This window comes from Pseudoduganella sp. SL102 (assembly GCF_027856995.1).
Taxonomy (GTDB): domain Bacteria; phylum Pseudomonadota; class Gammaproteobacteria; order Burkholderiales; family Burkholderiaceae_D; genus Rugamonas; species Rugamonas albidiflava.
Genome location: NZ_CP115554.1, coordinates 369745 through 386499 on the forward strand (window position 1 = coordinate 369745; position 16755 = coordinate 386499).

Consider the following 16755-nt stretch of genomic DNA (forward strand, 5'->3'; position numbering starts at 1 on the left):
TTCCAGCCGGTTTCCATTACCGGCGCAGCGGCACGATGTCCACGCGGTAGGTGGCGGTGGCGGCGTGGAAGCCGATCTCCCAGCCCATGGCGGTGGCGATCCGCCGCAGCAGGTCCTGGCCGTGCTGGAAACCCTGCATCGTGCCCGCGCGGCCCGGCTCGACCGCATTGCCGATGCTGAGTACCCCGCCCTGCGCACCCGGCCCGAAGGCTATCCGCAAGCCCGGCGCGCCGTGGAAGCGGGCATTGCCCAGGCAGTTATCGATGAGCAGCCTGGCCAGGTGGCGGTTGCCGGTCACTTCCAGCCGGTCGGGGAGGTCGAGCACCAGCCCTTCACTGTCCCAGCCGCCTTCCACCAGCCGCAGCAGGCTTTCCTCGATGGCGCCGCGCAGGTCGAACGTTTCACGGGCGATGTGCTCCGCGCGCGCCAGGGCGAACAGCACGTCGATGGTGTAGCCGATGTCCTCGAGGCCGGCCCGCAGCTGCGCCACCTCCTGCGTGCCGAGCGGCTGCCGGCCTGCCTGGCCGAGGACATTGTTCATCACCGTGAGGGGCGTGCGCAATTCATGGCTGACGTCGCGCGTAAAGGCATGCTCGCGCCGGAGCGCCGCGTGCAGTCCGGCGATCGTGGTGCCGAGCTTGTCGGCCAGGTAGCCGATTTCATCCGGGCGCCGCCTTGCGCTGAAGGCGACGGTACCCTCCGGTGTCACATTGCGCACTTCCCGCGCCAGCTCCAGCAGGGGCGAGACGAGCCGCCTGGCCAGCAGCCACGCCAGCAGCAGCGCCAGCGCGACCAGTCCGAGGGCAACGACGATCACGACACCGCCGACATCCTCGATCAGCTTGGCCACCACCAGCAGCGGCCCCACGTCGGCCAGCAGGTAGATGCGCTGCGAGCCATGCGCGCCCTGCAGGTCGAGCGCGCGGAAGTGGTAGTGCCGGCCCGTGCCGGCGAAGATTTCGGCGCGCGCCTTGCCGGCGGCCTGCACGCGCACTTCCGGCGGCAGCGTAGCGGTGCCGCGGTGGATGCCGATGAAATCGTGGGCCGGTGCCCGGACCTCGCCGTGCGCACGGAAATGCGCCGCGACGGCGGCCGCCTCGCGCTCCAGCAGCCGGTCGACCAGCATGTCTTCCGTCACGTAGGCAATCACCAGCGCCAGCCCCGTATAGACCGCGCAGATCAGCACCGTGAAGCCGGCCAGCGCGGCGAACAGGCTATGCCGGATCGACCTGGCCATCGCTTGCCGCATTGCTTGCCGTATTGTTTGCCGTCTTGCTTGCCGCATCGATTACCTCATCGGCCTGCAGCCGGTAGCCGAGCTGCGGGATGGTCACGATCGCGTGCGGCGCCCCGGCGAGTTCCAGCTGCCGGCGCAGCGCATAGACATGCGACTTGAGGGCATCGCTGTCCGGCGGATCGGCACCCCACAGCTCGTGGATCAGCGCCGACCGCGACACGGCACGCGGAAAGGCGGTACACAGCATCAGCAGGATCTTGAAGCCGGCCTGCGTCAGCGCGACCGGTGCGCCGTTGCAAAGCGCCCGCCGCTCCCTCGGCAGCAGCACCAGCGAACCCACGCGCAGTTCCTGGCCGATGTGCAGCTGCCCGCGCCGCGCCAGCGCTTCGCAGCGCAGCGCCACCTCGCGCAAGTCGAACGGCTTGGTCACGTAATCGTCGGCGCCGCCGTGGAAGCCGCGCGCCTTGTCCTCGAACGCATCGCGGGCGGTCAGCATCAGTACCGGCACGTTGCGCGGCGCGCGCGCCTTGATGGCACGGCAGACGTCGAAGCCGTCGATGTCGGGCAGGTTCAGGTCGAGCAGGACCACGTCATAGGGCTCGCGCGTGGCGAGTTCGATGGCCAGCGCGCCGGTGGCCGCATGGTCCGCGTGCCACTTCAGGCCATCGAGGAACTGCCCGATCTGGCGGGCGATCGCCGGGTGGTCTTCGACGACCAGGATACTGAGGGCGCTGCGGTTCATCGTGCTGTCGGGTCGCTGTGGGTGCCCGCCAGTATAGCCGCCCGCTCAGCCATCCTGACGGCTGCCCGCCTCACGGTCTTGCCGGTAGCGTTTCGCCAGCGGGAACGCCGGCAGCCAGGGCTCGCGGCGGATCGTCCACAGTTCATAGGTGGGCTGGAACTGGCCGGGCGCATCGAGCGCGCCGAGGTTCACCTCGATTTCATCGGCGCTGCGCGAGAAGACGGACGAGCCGCAGCGCGGGCAGAAGTACCTGCCGGCATAGTCGCGCGTCTCGCCTTCGATCGCCACGGCATCCTGGGGAAAGATGGCCGAGGCGTGGAACAGCGCGCCGTGGTGCTTGCGGCAGTCGAGGCAATGGCAGATACCCACGCGGTACGGCGCACCGGTCGCCACGATGCGCACGCTGCCGCACAGGCAGCCGCCGCTTACTTGCTCCCTCATCTGCTCCCTCATCTGCTCCCTCATCTGCTCGCTTATCTGCTCCGTCACGTGCTCCATGCCTGGCCTGCCGTGATCAGCCACGGCGGCTCAACAGCCGCGCCGCGAGCGCCACGCCGACCACCGCCGCGCCCACCGCCAGAGCCGTGTTGCGCTGTCCGCCGTGGCGGCGCTGGCCGCCATGGATGCCGCTGGCGGCGGGCGCCGGCGTGTACATGGTGCCAACGGTATCCCTGGCCGGTTCCGCACGCCTGGACCACCGGTCCATGAAGCGCTTCATCAGCAGGTTGGTGAGCGGCGCCGCGAACTGGCCCAGCTTCAGCATGGTCTCGGGCATGCCGATCACGGTCGTGGCGCGCGGTTGCCGAGCCAGCTTGACCACGGCGTTCGCCACGGTTTCAGGCGCCAGCGCGCCGGGCGGATACGTCAGCCTGGCGCCCGTGTAGTTACCGGCGTGAAAGATCGCCGGGGTATCGACGAAGGTGGGATAGACGTCGCAGATGTGGATGTCCGGATGGTCGTGCATTTCGCCGCGCAGCGCCGCGCTGAAGCCGCGCAGGCCGAACTTGCTGGCCGAGTAGGCCGCGGCGTAGGGCGAGGTGATGTAGCCGCCCAGCGAGATCATGTTGACCCAGATGCCGTGGCCCTGGTGCACGAAGACCGGCAGCACGGCATGCGCCTCGTTCATGTGGCTGACGAGATTGGTCTCGACCACCTGCCGGTGGTCGGCCATCGGCACGTCCAGGTATTTGCCGACCACGCCGATGCCGACATCGCTGAACCACAAATCGATCCCGCCCAGCGCGGCGCGTGCCGCCGCCGCGAACGTCGCGACCGCGTCGGCATCGGTGACGTCGACGATGCCGATCTCCGCCTGCCCGCCCGCTTCCCTGCAGCGAGCGGCGATATCCTCGAGACCCTCCCTGCCGCGGGCACCCAGTACCAGGTGCGCGCCCTGCCTGGCGAAAGCCACCGCCGTCGCGGCGCCGATGCCGCTCGATGCGCCCGTGATGACGACACGTAATGTGTTCTGCTTCATGCTGACCACCTTTCAACGGATGAAGGAGTCGAGCAAGTTACCCCATCCGCTTTGTGGGCGGCGCAGCGGTCGGCACGCATGGCCGGCGCGCACGGGACCCGGCGTGGAAAAGCCGGCAGTGCTCGCCCATGGCCATGGCATGAATCATCCTCGGCGCCATCGGTCACGTTCTGCGCAATACAGCGCGGCGATAACGTCCGAACATCGAAGTTTCCACGTAAAAACGTTCAACCGGGCTGTCCGGCTGGTTTCGGCAGACGCAATCACCGGAAAGGGCCATCGACAAGCAGGCAATTGTTCAGCTATTATTGCGAGTGATTCTCATTTAGATTCTCATTTCGTTCCCACACCACAGGAGTAGTCAATGTTTTCCGATCGCGCAGCCAGTCCCGCCCCGCACCCGTTCCGCCAGCCTTCACGTGGGCGCCGGGCGCGGTTGACGCTGCTGTGCGCGAGCCTGTCGGTGGCCTATCCGCTGGCCTTGCATGCGGCGGAAGATCCCGCGTCGGAAGCCGTGGACGCGGCGGCCACGATGCAGACCGTCACCGTGACGGGCACGGCCGACAACAATACGGAAAACACGGGTTCCCTGGCCAGCCGCAAGGCCAGCGTGATGAAAGGCTTCGAATCGGTCCGCGACATTCCCCAGCCGGTGACGGTGATCACCCGCCAGTTGCTGGATGACCGCAACCTGCTCGACCTGCACGACGTGCTGCAGAACACGCCGGGCGTATCGGTCGACTACACCGACAGCGAGCGCGTGTCGTACCACTCGCGCGGCTACCAGATCGATGCGCTGCAGGTCGATGGCATCACGATCAACCAGAGCGGTTCCCACTTCGTGCAGCCGGATACGGCCGTGCTGGACCGCGTGGAAGTGCTGCGCGGCGCCTCGGGCATGCTGCGCGGGTCGGGCAATCCGTCGGCCACCGTGAACATGGTGCGCAAGCGTCCCACGCGGGAATTCCAGCTGTCCGGCGCGGCCACGGTGGGGCGCTGGGACCGCCATCGCGTGGAAGGCGATATCTCCGGGGCGCTGAATGCCTCCGGCTCGCTGCGCGGCCGTGCCGTGGTGGTGGCGGACGAAAAGGAATTCTTCCAGAAGGCCAAGCAGGAAAAGCGCGAAGTGCTGTACGGCGTGGTCGAATACGACCTGGCCCCGTCCACCACGGTCACCGCCAGCCTGCAGCACACGGACCTGGATGCCACCGGCGCCTGGGGCGGCATGCCGGGCAACTTCGACGGTTCGCCGCTGTACCTGCCGCGCGATACGTACCTGGGCGTGGACTGGAACCGCTGGAACCGCTACAACGACATCGCCCTCGCCGAGATCGAGCACCGCTTCGCCAATGGCTGGACGGCGAAAGCCAGCGTGGCCTGGGTGCACCTGGCGCTGAAGGACGCCGGCTTCAAGCAGTCGTATTTCACGCGCGTGGCCGGCGCCACCAATCCCTACCTGTTCAGCGTGGCCTCGGCGCAGTACACGGGTGCCGAGAGCACGCAGAAGGTCGCGAACCTGGTGGCCAACGGCCCGTTCACGCTGTTCGGCCGCAAGCACGAGCTGATCGTCGGTGGTGAAGCGCTGCGCACCGAGGCGATCGACAGCTGGGGCCAGGGCAACCTGTACCCGCAAGTGGTGGACATCCGCACCTTCGACCCCTACACCACTTATACGGAGCGCGACGTGGCAACGCCGGGCAGCGCCAACCCGAACTACACGCGCCAGAAGGGCGTGTTCGGCACGGCGCGTCTGTCCGTCACCGATCCGCTGACGCTGCTGGTGGGCGGACGCCTGTCGTGGTGGGAATACGCCGTGCCGCGCACGCCGGCCAGCAACTACAAGATCGAGCGCGAAGCCACGCCGTTCGCCGGCCTGGTGTACGACTTCAACCAGAACGTCAACGCCTACCTGAGCTACACGGAAATCTTCACGCCGCAAAACGTGAAGGATGTGAACGGCAACATCCTGCAGCCGGTCCGCGGCGAGGACTACGAAGCCGGCGTGAAGGGCGACTTCTTCGGCGGCAAACTGACAGCATCGGCCGGCATCTTCCACATCACCAACGAAGGCAAGGCGGTCGAGGATCTCGCGTCGATCAATCCCTGCCTGCCGCACTACATCGCCGGCTTCTGCCGCGTGGCCGGCGGCAAGACGCAAAGCAAGGGCTGGGAACTGGAAGTGGCGGGCGAAGTCCTGCCGGGCTGGCAGGTGCAGGCGGGCTATACGAACACCCGCACCAAGTACATCACCGACACCAACAGCGCCAACACCGGCCTGCCGCTGCGCAGCATCGATCCGCGCCACAAGCTGAACCTGTTCTCCAGCTACCGCTTCGATGGCGCGCTGGCCGGCCTGACGGTGGGCGGCGGCGTGCGCTCGCAGGATGGCAGCTACGTGACCGCCAGCGGATTGACGGCGCGCCAGGGCGGCTATTCGATCTTCAACGCGATGGCCGGCTACAGGTTCAACGAGCGCTACTCGCTGCAGCTGAACGTGGACAATTTGTTCGACAAGACGTACTACAAGAAATTCGCGCCCACCAACATCAGCTATTACTACGGCGATCCGCGCTACGTATCGCTGACGCTGCGCGCCAGCCTGTAAGCGCGCGCCGTCACAGCGCCTGGCCGCCGGACACCTCGATCCGCTGGCCCGTCACCCAGCGGTTGCCGGGCGACAGGAGGCTGGCGATCATCGGTCCGATGTCGTCGGCCACGCCGACCCGGCCCAGTGCCGTCATCTGCGCCAGTGTGCGGTTCAGGTCGGGATTGTCGCGCACCGCGCCACCGCCGAAATCGGTCTCGATGGCGCCCGGCGCCACGGTGTTGACGGCGATGCCGCGGCTGCCGAATTCCTTGGCCATGTAGCGGGTCATCACTTCCACCGCCCCTTTCATCGCCGCATACGCGGCATAGCCCGGGAAGGTGAGGCGCGTCAGTCCGGACGACAGGTTGACGACCCGGCCGCCGTCGGCCAGCAGCGGCAGCAGTGCGCCGGTCAGGAAGAACACGCCCTTGAAATGCACGTCGACCAGGCGGTCGAACTGCGCCTCCGTGGTGTCGGCCAGCGGCGCGAACTCGCCGTGGCCGGCGTTGTTGACGAGGTGGTCGAACGTGTCGCGCTGCCACGTGTCGCGCAGGGCGCCGCGCAGCGTTTCCGCGAACGCCGGGAAGGATGCGATATCGCCGCTGTCGAGCCGGAACGCCAGCGCCTTGCGGCCCAGTGCTTCGATCTCGGCCACGACCGCCTGCGCGTCCTCGGCGCGGCTCTGGTAAGTCAGGATGACGTCGCCGCCCTGGCGGGCGATGCTGAGGGCGGTGTTGCGGCCGAGGCCGCGGCTGGCGCCGGTGACGAGGGAAATGGTGGTCATGCTGGGCTCCTTGGACAAATGCGTGGTTGGGAGACGCCATGATGCGGCCGGCGACCCATGTGGAATTTCCCGAATCGCCGGCGTTTTTGCCTGATCCTCCAAACGGCGTGGCGACGCGCCGGTTTCCGGTTACATTGGCGGCATGACGACCCTGCTCGACGCCGTGCGCCGCCACGCCGACCTCCATACGGATGCCAGCGGTCTCGGCATTTCTCCCATTCCCGGCCTGATGACCGTGCGCGCGTTCGCGCCCAGCGGCTTGCAGCACGCCATCGCCAGGCCGATCGTCTGCCTGGTGGTGCAGGGCAGCAAGAACGTGACGATGGGCACCACATCGGTGGACTTCAGCGCCGGCGAGTCCCTGCTGATCACGGCCGACGTGCCGATCGTCAGCCAGGTCACCCAGGCCAGCCTGGCGGCGCCTTACCTGTCGCTGGTGCTGGAGCTGGACCCGGCGCTGATCGCCGAACTGGGCGTGCAGATGGGCGCGGCGCCCGAGGAGACCCACGTGCCGGTGCGCGTCGACACCACCGATGCCGAAGCGGCGGATGCGGCGCTGCGGCTGCTGCGCCTGCTGGAGCGGCCCGCCGCCGTGCCCGTGCTGCATGCCCAGCTGGTGCGCGAACTGCATTACTGGCTGCTGGCGGGGCGGCACGGTGCCGCGCTGCGGCGCCTGGGCTGGCCGAACGGGCCGGCACAGCGCGTGGCGCGCGCGGTCGCGCTGCTGCGCAAGGATTTCGCCCGCACGCTGCCGGTCGAGCGGCTGGCGGACGTGGCGGGCATGAGCCTTTCCTCCTTCCACCAGCATTTCCGTGCGGTGACGTCGCTGTCGCCGCTGCAATTCCAGAAGCAGCTCCGGCTGATCGAGGCACGCCGCCTGATGCTGGCCGAAGGTGCTTCCGCCAGCAGCGCCGCCTTCGCCGTCGGCTATGAAAGCGTGCCGCAGTTCACGCGCGAGTACGGGCGGCTGTTCGGCACCACGCCGGTACGCGACGCCCGGACGGCACGGGAGCGCCTGGCTCCGGCATAGGCTGGCACGCGAACCTGCGCAGGCGTGCGCCGCGAGCACGATTGGCGCGGCGATTGGTATTGCAGCCGGATTCGACATAGTATGGTCACTGCCGCGTGTCACTGCCGCGTGTCGGTGCTGGCGTGCATTGCCGCTGCTGCGTAATACAGCTGCGTATGAATGCTGCGTATTACTGCCGCATTACCACTCATCCTCTTATTCATTGCTTCCGGCCGCCGATCATGACGAGCGAGCATCAGCCATCCGCAACCCCACCGGACCCGGACCAGAAGCCGGAGCTGTCGTTCGGCCAGCTGCTGTACCGCTTCCTGTTCTTCGACTGGCTGTTTCGCGACGTGAACGCGGCGCGCGACCTGTACGAACGCCACGCCGCCCGCCAGCACAACCAGCGCATGAGCCGCTACCTGCCCGTCTACCTGCGCCGCTGGTCGGTGCTGGCGGCATTCGATTTCTGCCTGGGCATCCTGTTCGAGAAGGTGGTGCAGGCCACGCTGCTGTCGGCCTGGTTCTTCACGTGGTCGTGCGTGACCGTGACGGGCATGGTCGTCATCACGGTGGCCTGGCTGTTCCTGGCGTTTGCCCGCATGCCCTGATTGCCCCGGCGCGCTGGCGAATGCTAGAGTGAAGCTCTCGCCGATCCGGGAGCCCCCCCATGCGCAGCTTCATCAACGGTAGCCGCTCCACCAGCAACTCCGCCAGCAACTCCGCCAGCCGGTCCGCCATCCTGGTCAACCTCGCGCTGGCCCTGGCGGGCGGTTTCGCGATGCGCCAGGCCTTCGGCCTGGAGCCGGTGTGGTGGCTGGCCTGGATCGCGCCCGCTCCGCTGCTGGTGGCGGCCTTGCGCAGCGGTACCGGCGCGGCGCGGCTGCTGGTCCTGGCGGCGTCGCTGATCGCCACCAGCGGGCCGTTCTCCTATTTCGCGCTGCTGATGCCCGTGCCCGCCGCCGTGCTGGTCACCGTGCTGCTGGCCCTGACCTGGACGCTGGTGATCCTGCTGGCACGGCGCGTGATGCTGCGTACCGCCTCGCCATGGGCCGTGCTGGCGTATCCGCTGCTGTGGTGCGCGGTGGATACGCTGATGGCCACCCTGCACCCGGACGGCAACTGGAGTAGCATGTCGTACTCGCAGGCCGGTTTCGTGCCGGCCGTGCAGGTCGTGTCGCTGGCCGGGGTTGCCGGGCTGGTGTTCGGCCTGTCGCTGGTACCGTCGGCGATCGCCTTCGTAGCGACGCGCGGCTGGCGCGCGGCAGGGGTGCCCGCCCTCGCCACGCTGGCGGTGGTGGCCGCCATCTTCGCGTTCGGCTACACGCGCATCCCCGCGGCGGCGCCGGCCGGCGGCGAGCTGGTGGGCCTGGTGTCGATCGACGACTTCATCGGCCCGCGCGTGCCGGCCGCGCACGCCGAGCGCGTCTGGACGCAATATGAACGCCACGTGGCCGCGCTGGCCGCGCAGGGCGCGCGCATCGTGGTGCTGCCGGAAAAGATCGCGGTGCTGGCGCCGGATGCCGCTGCGCAGCTGTCACGGCGCCTGGCCGCGCTGGCCGCGCGCCATCGCCTGTGGCTGGTCGTGGGCGTCGGCACCGACGACGGCGGCCGCAAGCGCAACCTGGCCTGGCTGTTCGGGCCCGATGGCCGGCTGGGCGCCAGCTACCTGAAACACCACATGGCCCCGCCGGAGCGCGAATTCCTGGCCGGCGCCGCCTACGACGTGCGCACCATCGGCGGTACCGCCTACGGGCTGGCGATCTGCAAGGACATGCACTTCGCCGGCATGGGCCGGGCCTATGGCCAGCGCGGCGCGCAGGCGATGCTGGTGCCGGCGTGGGATTTCGGGCTCGATGCCTGGTATGCCGCCAGGCTGTCCGCGCTGCGCGGCGTCGAGAGCGGGTTTGCAATGGTGCGCGTGGCGCGCGACGGACTGCTGACGGTCACGGATGCCTACGGCCGCGTAAGCGCCGAAACCCGTTCGGCGCCGCTGCCCGGCGCGACCCTGCTGGCGGCCTTGCCGGCGCAGCGCATCGGCACGCTGTACGCGCGTACCGGCGATGCCTTCGGCTGGCTGTGCACGGCGGCCGCCGGGCTGATGCTGCTGCGGTGGCTGTGGCTCGATCGGCGGCGGCGCCCGGCTCAGGCCGGGAACGAAAAGCCCGCCGGATACGCGTGAAAGCCGTCGAAATCGGCTTTGCCCACCGGTACGCCGGCCTGCCGTGCGATGGCGTACACCATGCTGTAGTGGAAAAAGAAGTTGGGCAGGCCGTACAGCAGGAAGTAATCGGGCCCGTTGAAATGCAGTTCGGCAAACCCCGCCACCGTGTCCACCTGCCGTGCGGCGAGATCGTCGAACGCCGCGGCGGGCAGCGCATCCAGGTAGGCGATGGTGCTGGCCAGCTCGCGCCGCACACCTTCCAGCGTGAATTCCTCGCCCTCGAACGACACGATGTCCCGGCCCGCCAGCGGGCAGCTGACGCGCAGCGTGAAGCCGATGGCGGTGCGCGCCTGCTGCAGCAGCGGCGCCATGCCGGGGTGCAGGCGGTTGGCGGCCACCGCCGGATCGAAGGCGGCCAGGTGCTGCAACAGCTGGTCCAGGCGATCCAGGTAATGCAGGAAAACGCGGGTCGGCAACATCATGCGGCAGGCTCCTGTTTGCTGAGATGGCAATGACGGGTATCATAGTCGATAGCGCCGCCGGGCCATCACCCGCGATTTTGCATCAGGTTTTTTCCATAACGGCTTTTTTGCATCACCCCCTATTTCCCATTGCCGCCATGCGCCGCTGGATCCTCATCATGCTGCTGCTGATCTACCCGTTCCAGGTTGCCCTGGCGATGGCGGACCGCTGCTGCCTGACGACACCGCAAGGCGTGACGCATCACGCGAGCGCGGCGCAGCCGGGTGCACAACCGGTGGCGCTGGCGGCGGACGACCACGGCAGCGCCAGCGATCCGCATTGCGCCGCCTGCGTGTTCGTGCACACGATCAGCGTTCCTCCCACCATCGCCATGCTGCCGGCCGTGTACGACACCGTGCCAGCATCGTCTTCCGCCAGCCACTGGCTGGCTTCGCATAGCCCCGGCCGTCCCGAACGGCCGCAGTGGCAGCCTGCCGCCGACCAGTAGCGCAGGCATTCGGCACGCCTGATCCGATCCCATCATCAGGAGCATCCATGTTCATCCAGCCCGGACGACGATTCGTCCCGGCCGTGGTGCTGGCCCTCGCCTGCGGCATTGCCGCGGCGGGGGAGCCGGCCACGGTCAGTCCGCTCGACCTGCCGGCCGCCATCGCGCTGGCCGCCGAGCGCCATCCCGCCCTGCGCGCCGCGGCCCACGAGGCCAGCGCCAGCGCAGCCGCAGTGGAGCAGGCCGGCCGCCTGCCTAACCCCGAACTGGCGTACCTGCGCGAAGGCCACCGCGCGGGCAGCCGCACCACCACCGTGCAGGTCAGCCAGCCACTCGAACTGGGCGGCAAGAGGAAGGCCCGCATCGCCGTCGCGCAAGGCGCGTTCGACCTGGCCGCCAGCGAGCACGCGCTGCGCCGCCAGGCCCTGCGCGCCGACGTCATCGAGGCCTTTTATACGGCCCTGGTCGCCGGGGAGCGCGTGCAGCTCGCCCAGGCAACGGTGGAGCTGGCCGGCAAGGGCCTGCAAGCCGCCGACGGCCGGGTCGCCGCCGGCAAGGTCTCGCCGGTGGAAGCCAGCAAGGCGCGCGTGGCACATGCCGATGCCCGCGCCGACCTGGCACGCGCGGCAGCGGACCTGGCGATCGCCCGCAATGCGCTGGGCGCGCTGGTCGGCGAGCCGCTCGAGGCGCGCGAGCTGGCCGGTGGCGCGGTGGACGCGCTGCCACCGCTCGAAGCGCTGCCGGCGCTGTTGCAGCGCGGCGCCGGTGCGCTGTCCGTACGCCGCGCGCGCCAGCAGTTGACGTACCGGCAGGCGCAGGCCGATGCGGAACGCGCGGCGCGCATGCCCGACGTGACGCTCACCATCGGCAGCCAGCGCGACGACCAGCTGGCGCACCGCCAGGCCGTGGTCGGGCTGGCCATCCCGCTGCCGCTGTTCGACCGCAATGGCGGCAACCTGGCAGCGGCCGTCGCCCGCACGGACGGTGCGCGGGCCGAACTGGAAGCGGCCGAACTGGCGGCGCATACCGGCCTCGCGGCCGCCCACCTGCGCTATGGCCAGGCGCGCGGCGAAGCGCTGCTGCTGGCGCAGGACGTGGTGCCCGAAGCGCGCAATGTGCACGCTCTCACCCTGAAGGGTTTCGAGTACGGCAAGTTCACCTTCCTCGACGTACTCGATGCGCAGCGCACCTATTTCCAGGCCCGTGCCCGGCAGTGGCAGGCCATGCTCGACGCGTGGCGCGCCCACGCCGACATCGAGCGCCTGGCCGGCCCGGCACAACCAGACTAAGAGACCGACATGACAAGAAAACAGACACTGGCGATCGCGCTGATGTGCGTCGCCGCCGCCTTGCTGGCCGCGCTGATGCTGTGGCGCCAGCCGGCCGGCACCGATGCGCATGGCCATGGTGAGCAGCAAGAACACGCCAACGATGAACACGCCAACGATGGCAAGCACGAGGAACACGGGGAGCACAAGGAACACGAGGATTCGCACGGCCACGACGACCGCCATGCCGACACGGCGCCGCCGGCCGCCCCGTCGGATGCGATCGCGATGAGCGAGGCGCAGATCAAGGCCAATGGCATCGCCATCGATGCGGCGCAGCCGGCCGCCATCCGCGAAAGGCTGCACCTGCCGGCGCAGGTGCGGGCCGATGCGGAGCGCACCGTCGCCATCGCGGCACCGGCACGCGGCATGGTGCAATCGGTGCCCGTGTCGCCCGGCAGCGTGGTGCGCAAGGGCGATGCCCTGGTGACGCTGCAAAGTCCCGAAGTGGCGCAATGGCGCGCCGAAGCCGCGGCCGCCGCGCAACGGCTGCAACTGGCGCGCACGGTGGCGGAGCGCGAACGCAAGCTATGGGATGAACGCATCTCGGCCCGGCAAGACCTCGACATCGCCCAGGCCGCGCTGGGTGAAGCGCAGGTGCAGGCCGATGCCGCACGCCAGCGCCTGGCCGCCCTCGGTATCGCCGCGTCGGGCGGTGCCAGCGTGACTCTCCGCGCGCCGCTGTCCGGCGTGGTGATCGACCGGCCCGCCGTTGCCGGCATGGCGTCGGACGGCACGCAGCCGCTGTTGACCATTGCCGACCTGGACCGCGTATGGATCGAAGCGGCCGTGCCGTCCGGCAGCCTGGCGCAGGTGGAACCCGGCATGCCGGCGACGGTGACGGCGGCCGCGCTGGCCGAAGCGGTGCAGGGCACCGTGTCGTTCGTCGGCCCCGTGCTGGGCGAAGCCACGCGGATGGCGACCGCGCGCGTCACGCTGGCCAATCCCGGCATGCGGCTGCGGCCGGGCATGCTGGCCACCGTCGACCTGCTGGGACCGAAGGGCGATGCCACGGTGACCGTGGCGGCCGACGCCGTGCAGACGATCCATGAACGCAGCGTGGTGTTCGTGCGCACTCCCGGCGGCTTCGAGGCCCGCACCGTCACCCTCGGGCGGTCGGACGGGCGGCGCACGGAAATCGTCAAGGGGCTGGCGGCCGGCACGCGCTACGCCGCGGCCGGCAGCTACCTGCTGAAGGCGGACCTCGGCAAGGCCGAAGCCGAGCACGATCACTAAGGGGCCGCCATGTATGCACAACTGATTGCCGCGGTCATCGCGCGGCGCTGGCTGGTCGTCTGCGCGGTGCTGTGCCTGGCCGCGCTCGGCCTGTACAGCTATCAAAAGCTGCCGATCGACGCGGTACCGGACATCACCAACGTGCAGGTGCAGATCAACGCGCCGGCGCACGGCTACTCGCCGCTGGAAGTGGAGCAGCGCATCACGTTCCCGATCGAGACCGTGATGAACGGCTTGCCGGGACTGGAGGGCACGCGGTCGCTGTCGAAATACGGCCTGTCGCAGGTGACGGTGGTGTTCCGCGACGGTACCGACATTTATTTCGCCCGCCAGCTCGTCAATGAACGGCTGCAGCAGGCCCGCTCCGGCTTGCCGCCGGGCGTGGAGCCGTCGCTGGGGCCGATCGCCACGGGGCTCGGCGAGATCTTCTACTGGACGGTGGAGGCCAGGGATGGCGCCCGCAAGCCCGATGGCACGCCGTACACGCCGACCGACCTGCGCGAGATCCAGGACTGGGTGGTGGCGCCGCAGCTGCGCGGCGTACCCGGCGTTACGGAGGTCAACACGATCGGCGGCTACGAGAAGGAATTCCAGGTGGCGCCGGACATGGACCGGCTGGCGGCGCATGGCCTGAGCCTCGCGCAACTGATGACGGCGCTCGAACGCAACAACGGCAATGCCGGTGCCGGCTACATCGAGCGCGGCGGCGAACAGTTCGTGGTGCGCACGCCGGGCCAGCTGCGCACGCTGGAAGAAATCCGCAACATCGTGCTCGACGTGGTGCAGGGTGCGCCGATCCGCGTGCGCGACGTGGCCGACGTGGAAACGGGCCGCGAGCTGCGCACCGGCGCCGCCACGGAAAATGGCCGTGAAGTGGTGCTGGGCGCCGTGTTCATGCTGATCGGCGAAAACAGCCGCAGCGTGGCCGACGCGGCGCGGCACCGGCTGGAAGACATCAACCGTTCGCTGCCCGCCGGCGTGCAGGCCTTGCCCGTCTATGACCGCTCGGTGCTCGTCAACAAGGCCATCGGCACGGTGCGCACCAACCTGGCCGAAGGCGCGCTGCTGGTGATCGCGATCCTGTTCGTCTTCCTCGGCAACCTGCGCGCGGCGCTGATCACGGCCATGGTGATCCCGCTGACGATGCTGATGGTATTTACCGGCATGGTGCAGGCGGGAGTCAGCGCCAACCTGATGAGCCTTGGCGCGCTGGATTTCGGCATCATCATCGATGGCGCCGTGGTGATCGTGGAGAACTGCATCCGGCGGCTGGCCCACGCACAGGGCGCGGCGGGCCGGCCGCTGACACGCGATGAACGCTTCGCCGAGGTGGCCGCCGCCGCCGCCGAGGCGCGCCGCCCGCTGCTGTTCGGCCAGCTGATCATCATGACGGTCTACCTGCCGATCTTCGCGCTGACCGGCATCGAGGGCCGCATGTTCCATCCGATGGCCGTGACGGTGGTGATGGCGCTGGTGGCGGCGATGGTGCTGTCGGTAACGTTCGTGCCGGCCGCCGTGGCCCTGTTCGTGACGAAACCCGTGGCCGAACGCGACAGCCGCATCATGGTCAAGGCACGCGACTGGTACGCGCCGGTGCTCGACTGGGTGCTGCGCAACCGCCCGGTGGCCCTGACATTCGCCGTGCTGGCCGTGCTGCTGTCGGGGTTGCTGGCGACGCGGCTGGGCACCGAGTTCGCGCCGAACCTGGACGAGGGCGACCTGGCCGTGCTGACCATGCGCATTCCCGGCACCAGCCTGCAGCAGTCGGTACGGATGCAGCAGCAACTTGAAAAATCCCTGCTCCAGCAGTTTCCCGAGATCGAGCGCATGTTCGCCCGCATCGGCACCTCGGAAGTGGCGACCGACCCGATGCCGCCGAACGCGGCGGACAGCTACATCATGCTGCGCCCGGAGAAGGAATGGCCCGCGCCACGCAAGTCGCACGCCGAACTGGTGGCGGCGATCACCGCGGCGGCCCAGCGCATCCCCGGCAACAACTACGAGTTCTCGCAACCGATCCAGCTGCGGTTCAATGAGCTCATTTCCGGCGTGCGCAGCGACGTGGCCGTGAAGGTGTTCGGCGACGATCCGGAAGCGATGCAGGCCGCGGCCCGGCAGGTGGCGCAGCGCCTGCAGAAGCTGGCCGGCGCCGCCGAGGTGAAGGTCGAGCAGACCGAGGGCTTGCCGGCGCTGGCCTTGCAGGTCGACCGCATCAAGGCGGCGCGCTATGGCCTGAACGTGGCGGACGTGCAGGAAGCCTTCGGCACGCTGGTGGGCGGGCGCGACGTGGGCCTGGTCTTCGAAGGCGACCGCCGCTTCGCCATCACGGTGCGCCTGCCGGAAGGCTTGCGCAACGACGTGGACACGCTGCGCCAGCTGCCGATCGCGCTGCCGGCCGCCTCTTCCTCGAACAATGGCCGCGCGTCCAGCATCCCGCTGTCCGAGATCGCCACGCTGGCGTTCGTGCCCGAGGCCAACCAGGTCAGCCGCGAGAACGGCAAGCGCCGCGTGGTGGTCACGGCCAATGTGCGCGGCCGCGACCTGGGCTCCTTCGTGGCGGACCTGAAGGGTGAGCTGAAGGGCGTGAAACTGCCGGCCGGCACCTGGCTGACCCTGGGCGGCCAGTTCGAGAACCTGGAAAAGGCCGCGCAGCGGCTGGCCATCGTGGTGCCGCTGGCGCTGGCGATCGTCTTCGCGCTGCTGTACCTGATGTTCAACAGCCTGCGCGACGGCCTGCTGGTCTTTACCGGCATTCCGTTCGCGATGACGGGCGGTGTGCTGGCCCTGTGGCTGCGCGGCATGCCGCTGTCGATCTCGGCGGCGATCGGCTTCATCGCCCTGTCCGGCGTGGCGGTGCTGAACGGCCTGGTCATGCTGTCGTTCGTCCGCGTGCTGCGCGAACAGGGCCATTCGCCGGAACAGGCGATCCGCGAAGGCGCGCAGGGCCGGCTGCGGGCGGTGCTGATGACGGCGCTCGTCGCCTCGCTGGGCTTCCTGCCGATGGCGCTGGCCACCAGCACGGGGGCCGAGGTGCAGCGGCCGCTGGCGACGGTGGTCATCGGTGGCATCCTGTCGTCCACGGCGCTGACGCTGCTGATCCTGCCGGCGCTGTACACATGGCGGCGGAAGGAGAAGAAAACGGGGGAGCCGGTTACCTTCCGGAATTGAATCTCCCCTTGTCGCCGATCCCCCTAAAATGATTCGCCACCGACATGACA

General features: G+C 68.9%; 14 protein-coding genes. 8 read left to right on the forward strand and 6 right to left on the reverse strand.

Annotated features, from left to right (window positions below; all coding sequences use genetic code 11):
- Positions 1-16 precede the first annotated feature (16 nt).
- From OU994_RS01620 to OU994_RS01635, 4 genes are all read right to left on the reverse strand, one after another.
- Complete coding sequence (locus OU994_RS01620; protein ID WP_281609364.1) at positions 17-1237, reverse strand: HAMP domain-containing sensor histidine kinase; 1221 nt, start codon at positions 1235-1237, stop codon at positions 17-19.
- Positions 1215-1979, reverse strand: a complete 765-nt coding sequence (locus OU994_RS01625; protein WP_281609365.1) for a response regulator transcription factor — start codon at positions 1977-1979, stop codon at positions 1215-1217. Before OU994_RS01625 ends, OU994_RS01620 begins: the two co-directional genes overlap by 23 nt.
- 45 nt (positions 1980-2024) lie before the next feature.
- Positions 2025-2420: a GFA family protein gene (locus OU994_RS01630; protein WP_281609366.1), complete on the reverse strand. Its 396-nt coding sequence runs from the start codon at positions 2418-2420 to the stop codon at positions 2025-2027.
- 73 nt (positions 2421-2493) lie between these two features.
- Positions 2494-3456 (reverse strand): SDR family oxidoreductase, encoded by a 963-nt coding sequence (locus tag OU994_RS01635; RefSeq protein WP_281609367.1) that lies wholly within the window; start codon positions 3454-3456, stop codon positions 2494-2496.
- 364 nt (positions 3457-3820) lie between these two features.
- Here OU994_RS01635 and OU994_RS01640 point away from each other — a divergent pair, with 364 nt between their 5' ends.
- Positions 3821-6061, forward strand: a complete 2241-nt coding sequence (locus OU994_RS01640; protein WP_281609368.1) for a TonB-dependent siderophore receptor — start codon at positions 3821-3823, stop codon at positions 6059-6061.
- A 10-nt stretch (positions 6062-6071) separates the two neighbouring features.
- Here OU994_RS01640 and OU994_RS01645 read toward each other — a convergent pair whose 3' ends face one another.
- The gene (locus tag OU994_RS01645) at positions 6072-6827 is read right to left on the reverse strand and encodes an SDR family NAD(P)-dependent oxidoreductase (RefSeq protein WP_281609369.1); all 756 of its coding nucleotides are present in this window, start codon (positions 6825-6827) and stop codon (positions 6072-6074) included.
- Between the two features lie 142 nt (positions 6828-6969).
- Between OU994_RS01645 and OU994_RS01650 the strand changes: the two genes are divergently transcribed.
- The 3 genes from OU994_RS01650 to OU994_RS01660 all read left to right on the forward strand — a co-directional run bounded on the left by OU994_RS01650 (position 6970) and on the right by OU994_RS01660 (position 10021).
- Positions 6970-7857, forward strand: coding sequence for an AraC family transcriptional regulator (locus OU994_RS01650; protein ID WP_281609370.1), 888 nt, complete (start codon positions 6970-6972; stop codon positions 7855-7857).
- A gap of 221 nt (positions 7858-8078) precedes the next feature.
- On the forward strand, positions 8079-8450 hold the full coding sequence (locus OU994_RS01655) for a hypothetical protein (RefSeq protein ID WP_131148461.1): 372 nt from the start codon (positions 8079-8081) through the stop codon (positions 8448-8450).
- 59 nt (positions 8451-8509) lie between these two features.
- Positions 8510-10021 carry a nitrilase-related carbon-nitrogen hydrolase gene (locus OU994_RS01660; protein WP_281609371.1) on the forward strand — a complete coding sequence of 504 codons (1512 nt, stop codon included), beginning with the start codon at positions 8510-8512 and terminating at the stop codon, positions 10019-10021.
- Here the strand turns inward: OU994_RS01660 and OU994_RS01665 are convergent.
- Entirely contained in the window at positions 9985-10485 is a 501-nt protein-coding gene (locus OU994_RS01665) for a DUF1993 domain-containing protein (protein WP_281609372.1), read from the reverse strand. The two genes, OU994_RS01660 and OU994_RS01665, sit on opposite strands and share 37 nt — an antisense overlap.
- Before the next feature lie 158 nt (positions 10486-10643).
- Between OU994_RS01665 and OU994_RS01670 the strand changes: the two genes are divergently transcribed.
- The 4 genes from OU994_RS01670 to OU994_RS01685 are packed head-to-tail and all read left to right on the forward strand — an operon-like array spanning position 10644 to position 16705.
- Entirely contained in the window at positions 10644-10973 is a 330-nt protein-coding gene (locus OU994_RS01670) for a hypothetical protein (RefSeq protein ID WP_281609373.1), read from the forward strand.
- Between the two features lie 47 nt (positions 10974-11020).
- Positions 11021-12262, forward strand: coding sequence for a TolC family protein (locus OU994_RS01675; protein WP_281609374.1), 1242 nt, complete (start codon positions 11021-11023; stop codon positions 12260-12262).
- Between the two features lie 9 nt (positions 12263-12271).
- Entirely contained in the window at positions 12272-13537 is a 1266-nt protein-coding gene (locus OU994_RS01680; protein WP_281609375.1) for an efflux RND transporter periplasmic adaptor subunit, read from the forward strand.
- 9 nt (positions 13538-13546) lie between these two features.
- Entirely contained in the window at positions 13547-16705 is a 3159-nt protein-coding gene (locus tag OU994_RS01685) for an efflux RND transporter permease subunit (protein ID WP_281609376.1), read from the forward strand.
- Positions 16706-16755: the final 50 nt, after the last annotated feature.

Excerpts from the sequence above, each read along its gene's own strand:
- OU994_RS01680 (WP_281609375.1), top strand. The coding sequence starts at position 12,272 with ATGACAAGAAAACAGACACTGGCGATCGCGCTGATGTGCGTCGCCGCC.
- OU994_RS01640 (WP_281609368.1), top strand. The coding sequence starts at position 3,821 with ATGTTTTCCGATCGCGCAGCCAGTCCCGCCCCGCACCCGTTCCGCCAG.
- OU994_RS01655 (WP_131148461.1), top strand. The coding sequence starts at position 8,079 with ATGACGAGCGAGCATCAGCCATCCGCAACCCCACCGGACCCGGACCAG.
- OU994_RS01630 (WP_281609366.1), bottom strand. The coding sequence starts at position 2,420 with ATGAGGGAGCAAGTAAGCGGCGGCTGCCTGTGCGGCAGCGTGCGCATC.
- OU994_RS01620 (WP_281609364.1), bottom strand. The coding sequence starts at position 1,237 with ATGGCCAGGTCGATCCGGCATAGCCTGTTCGCCGCGCTGGCCGGCTTC.
- OU994_RS01685 (WP_281609376.1), top strand. The coding sequence starts at position 13,547 with ATGTATGCACAACTGATTGCCGCGGTCATCGCGCGGCGCTGGCTGGTC.
- OU994_RS01660 (WP_281609371.1), top strand. The coding sequence starts at position 8,510 with ATGCGCAGCTTCATCAACGGTAGCCGCTCCACCAGCAACTCCGCCAGC.
- OU994_RS01645 (WP_281609369.1), bottom strand. The coding sequence starts at position 6,827 with ATGACCACCATTTCCCTCGTCACCGGCGCCAGCCGCGGCCTCGGCCGC.
- OU994_RS01650 (WP_281609370.1), top strand. The coding sequence starts at position 6,970 with ATGACGACCCTGCTCGACGCCGTGCGCCGCCACGCCGACCTCCATACG.
- OU994_RS01670 (WP_281609373.1), top strand. The coding sequence starts at position 10,644 with ATGCTGCTGCTGATCTACCCGTTCCAGGTTGCCCTGGCGATGGCGGAC.
- OU994_RS01635 (WP_281609367.1), bottom strand. The coding sequence starts at position 3,456 with ATGAAGCAGAACACATTACGTGTCGTCATCACGGGCGCATCGAGCGGC.
- OU994_RS01675 (WP_281609374.1), top strand. The coding sequence starts at position 11,021 with ATGTTCATCCAGCCCGGACGACGATTCGTCCCGGCCGTGGTGCTGGCC.
- OU994_RS01625 (WP_281609365.1), bottom strand. The coding sequence starts at position 1,979 with ATGAACCGCAGCGCCCTCAGTATCCTGGTCGTCGAAGACCACCCGGCG.
- OU994_RS01665 (WP_281609372.1), bottom strand. The coding sequence starts at position 10,485 with ATGATGTTGCCGACCCGCGTTTTCCTGCATTACCTGGATCGCCTGGAC.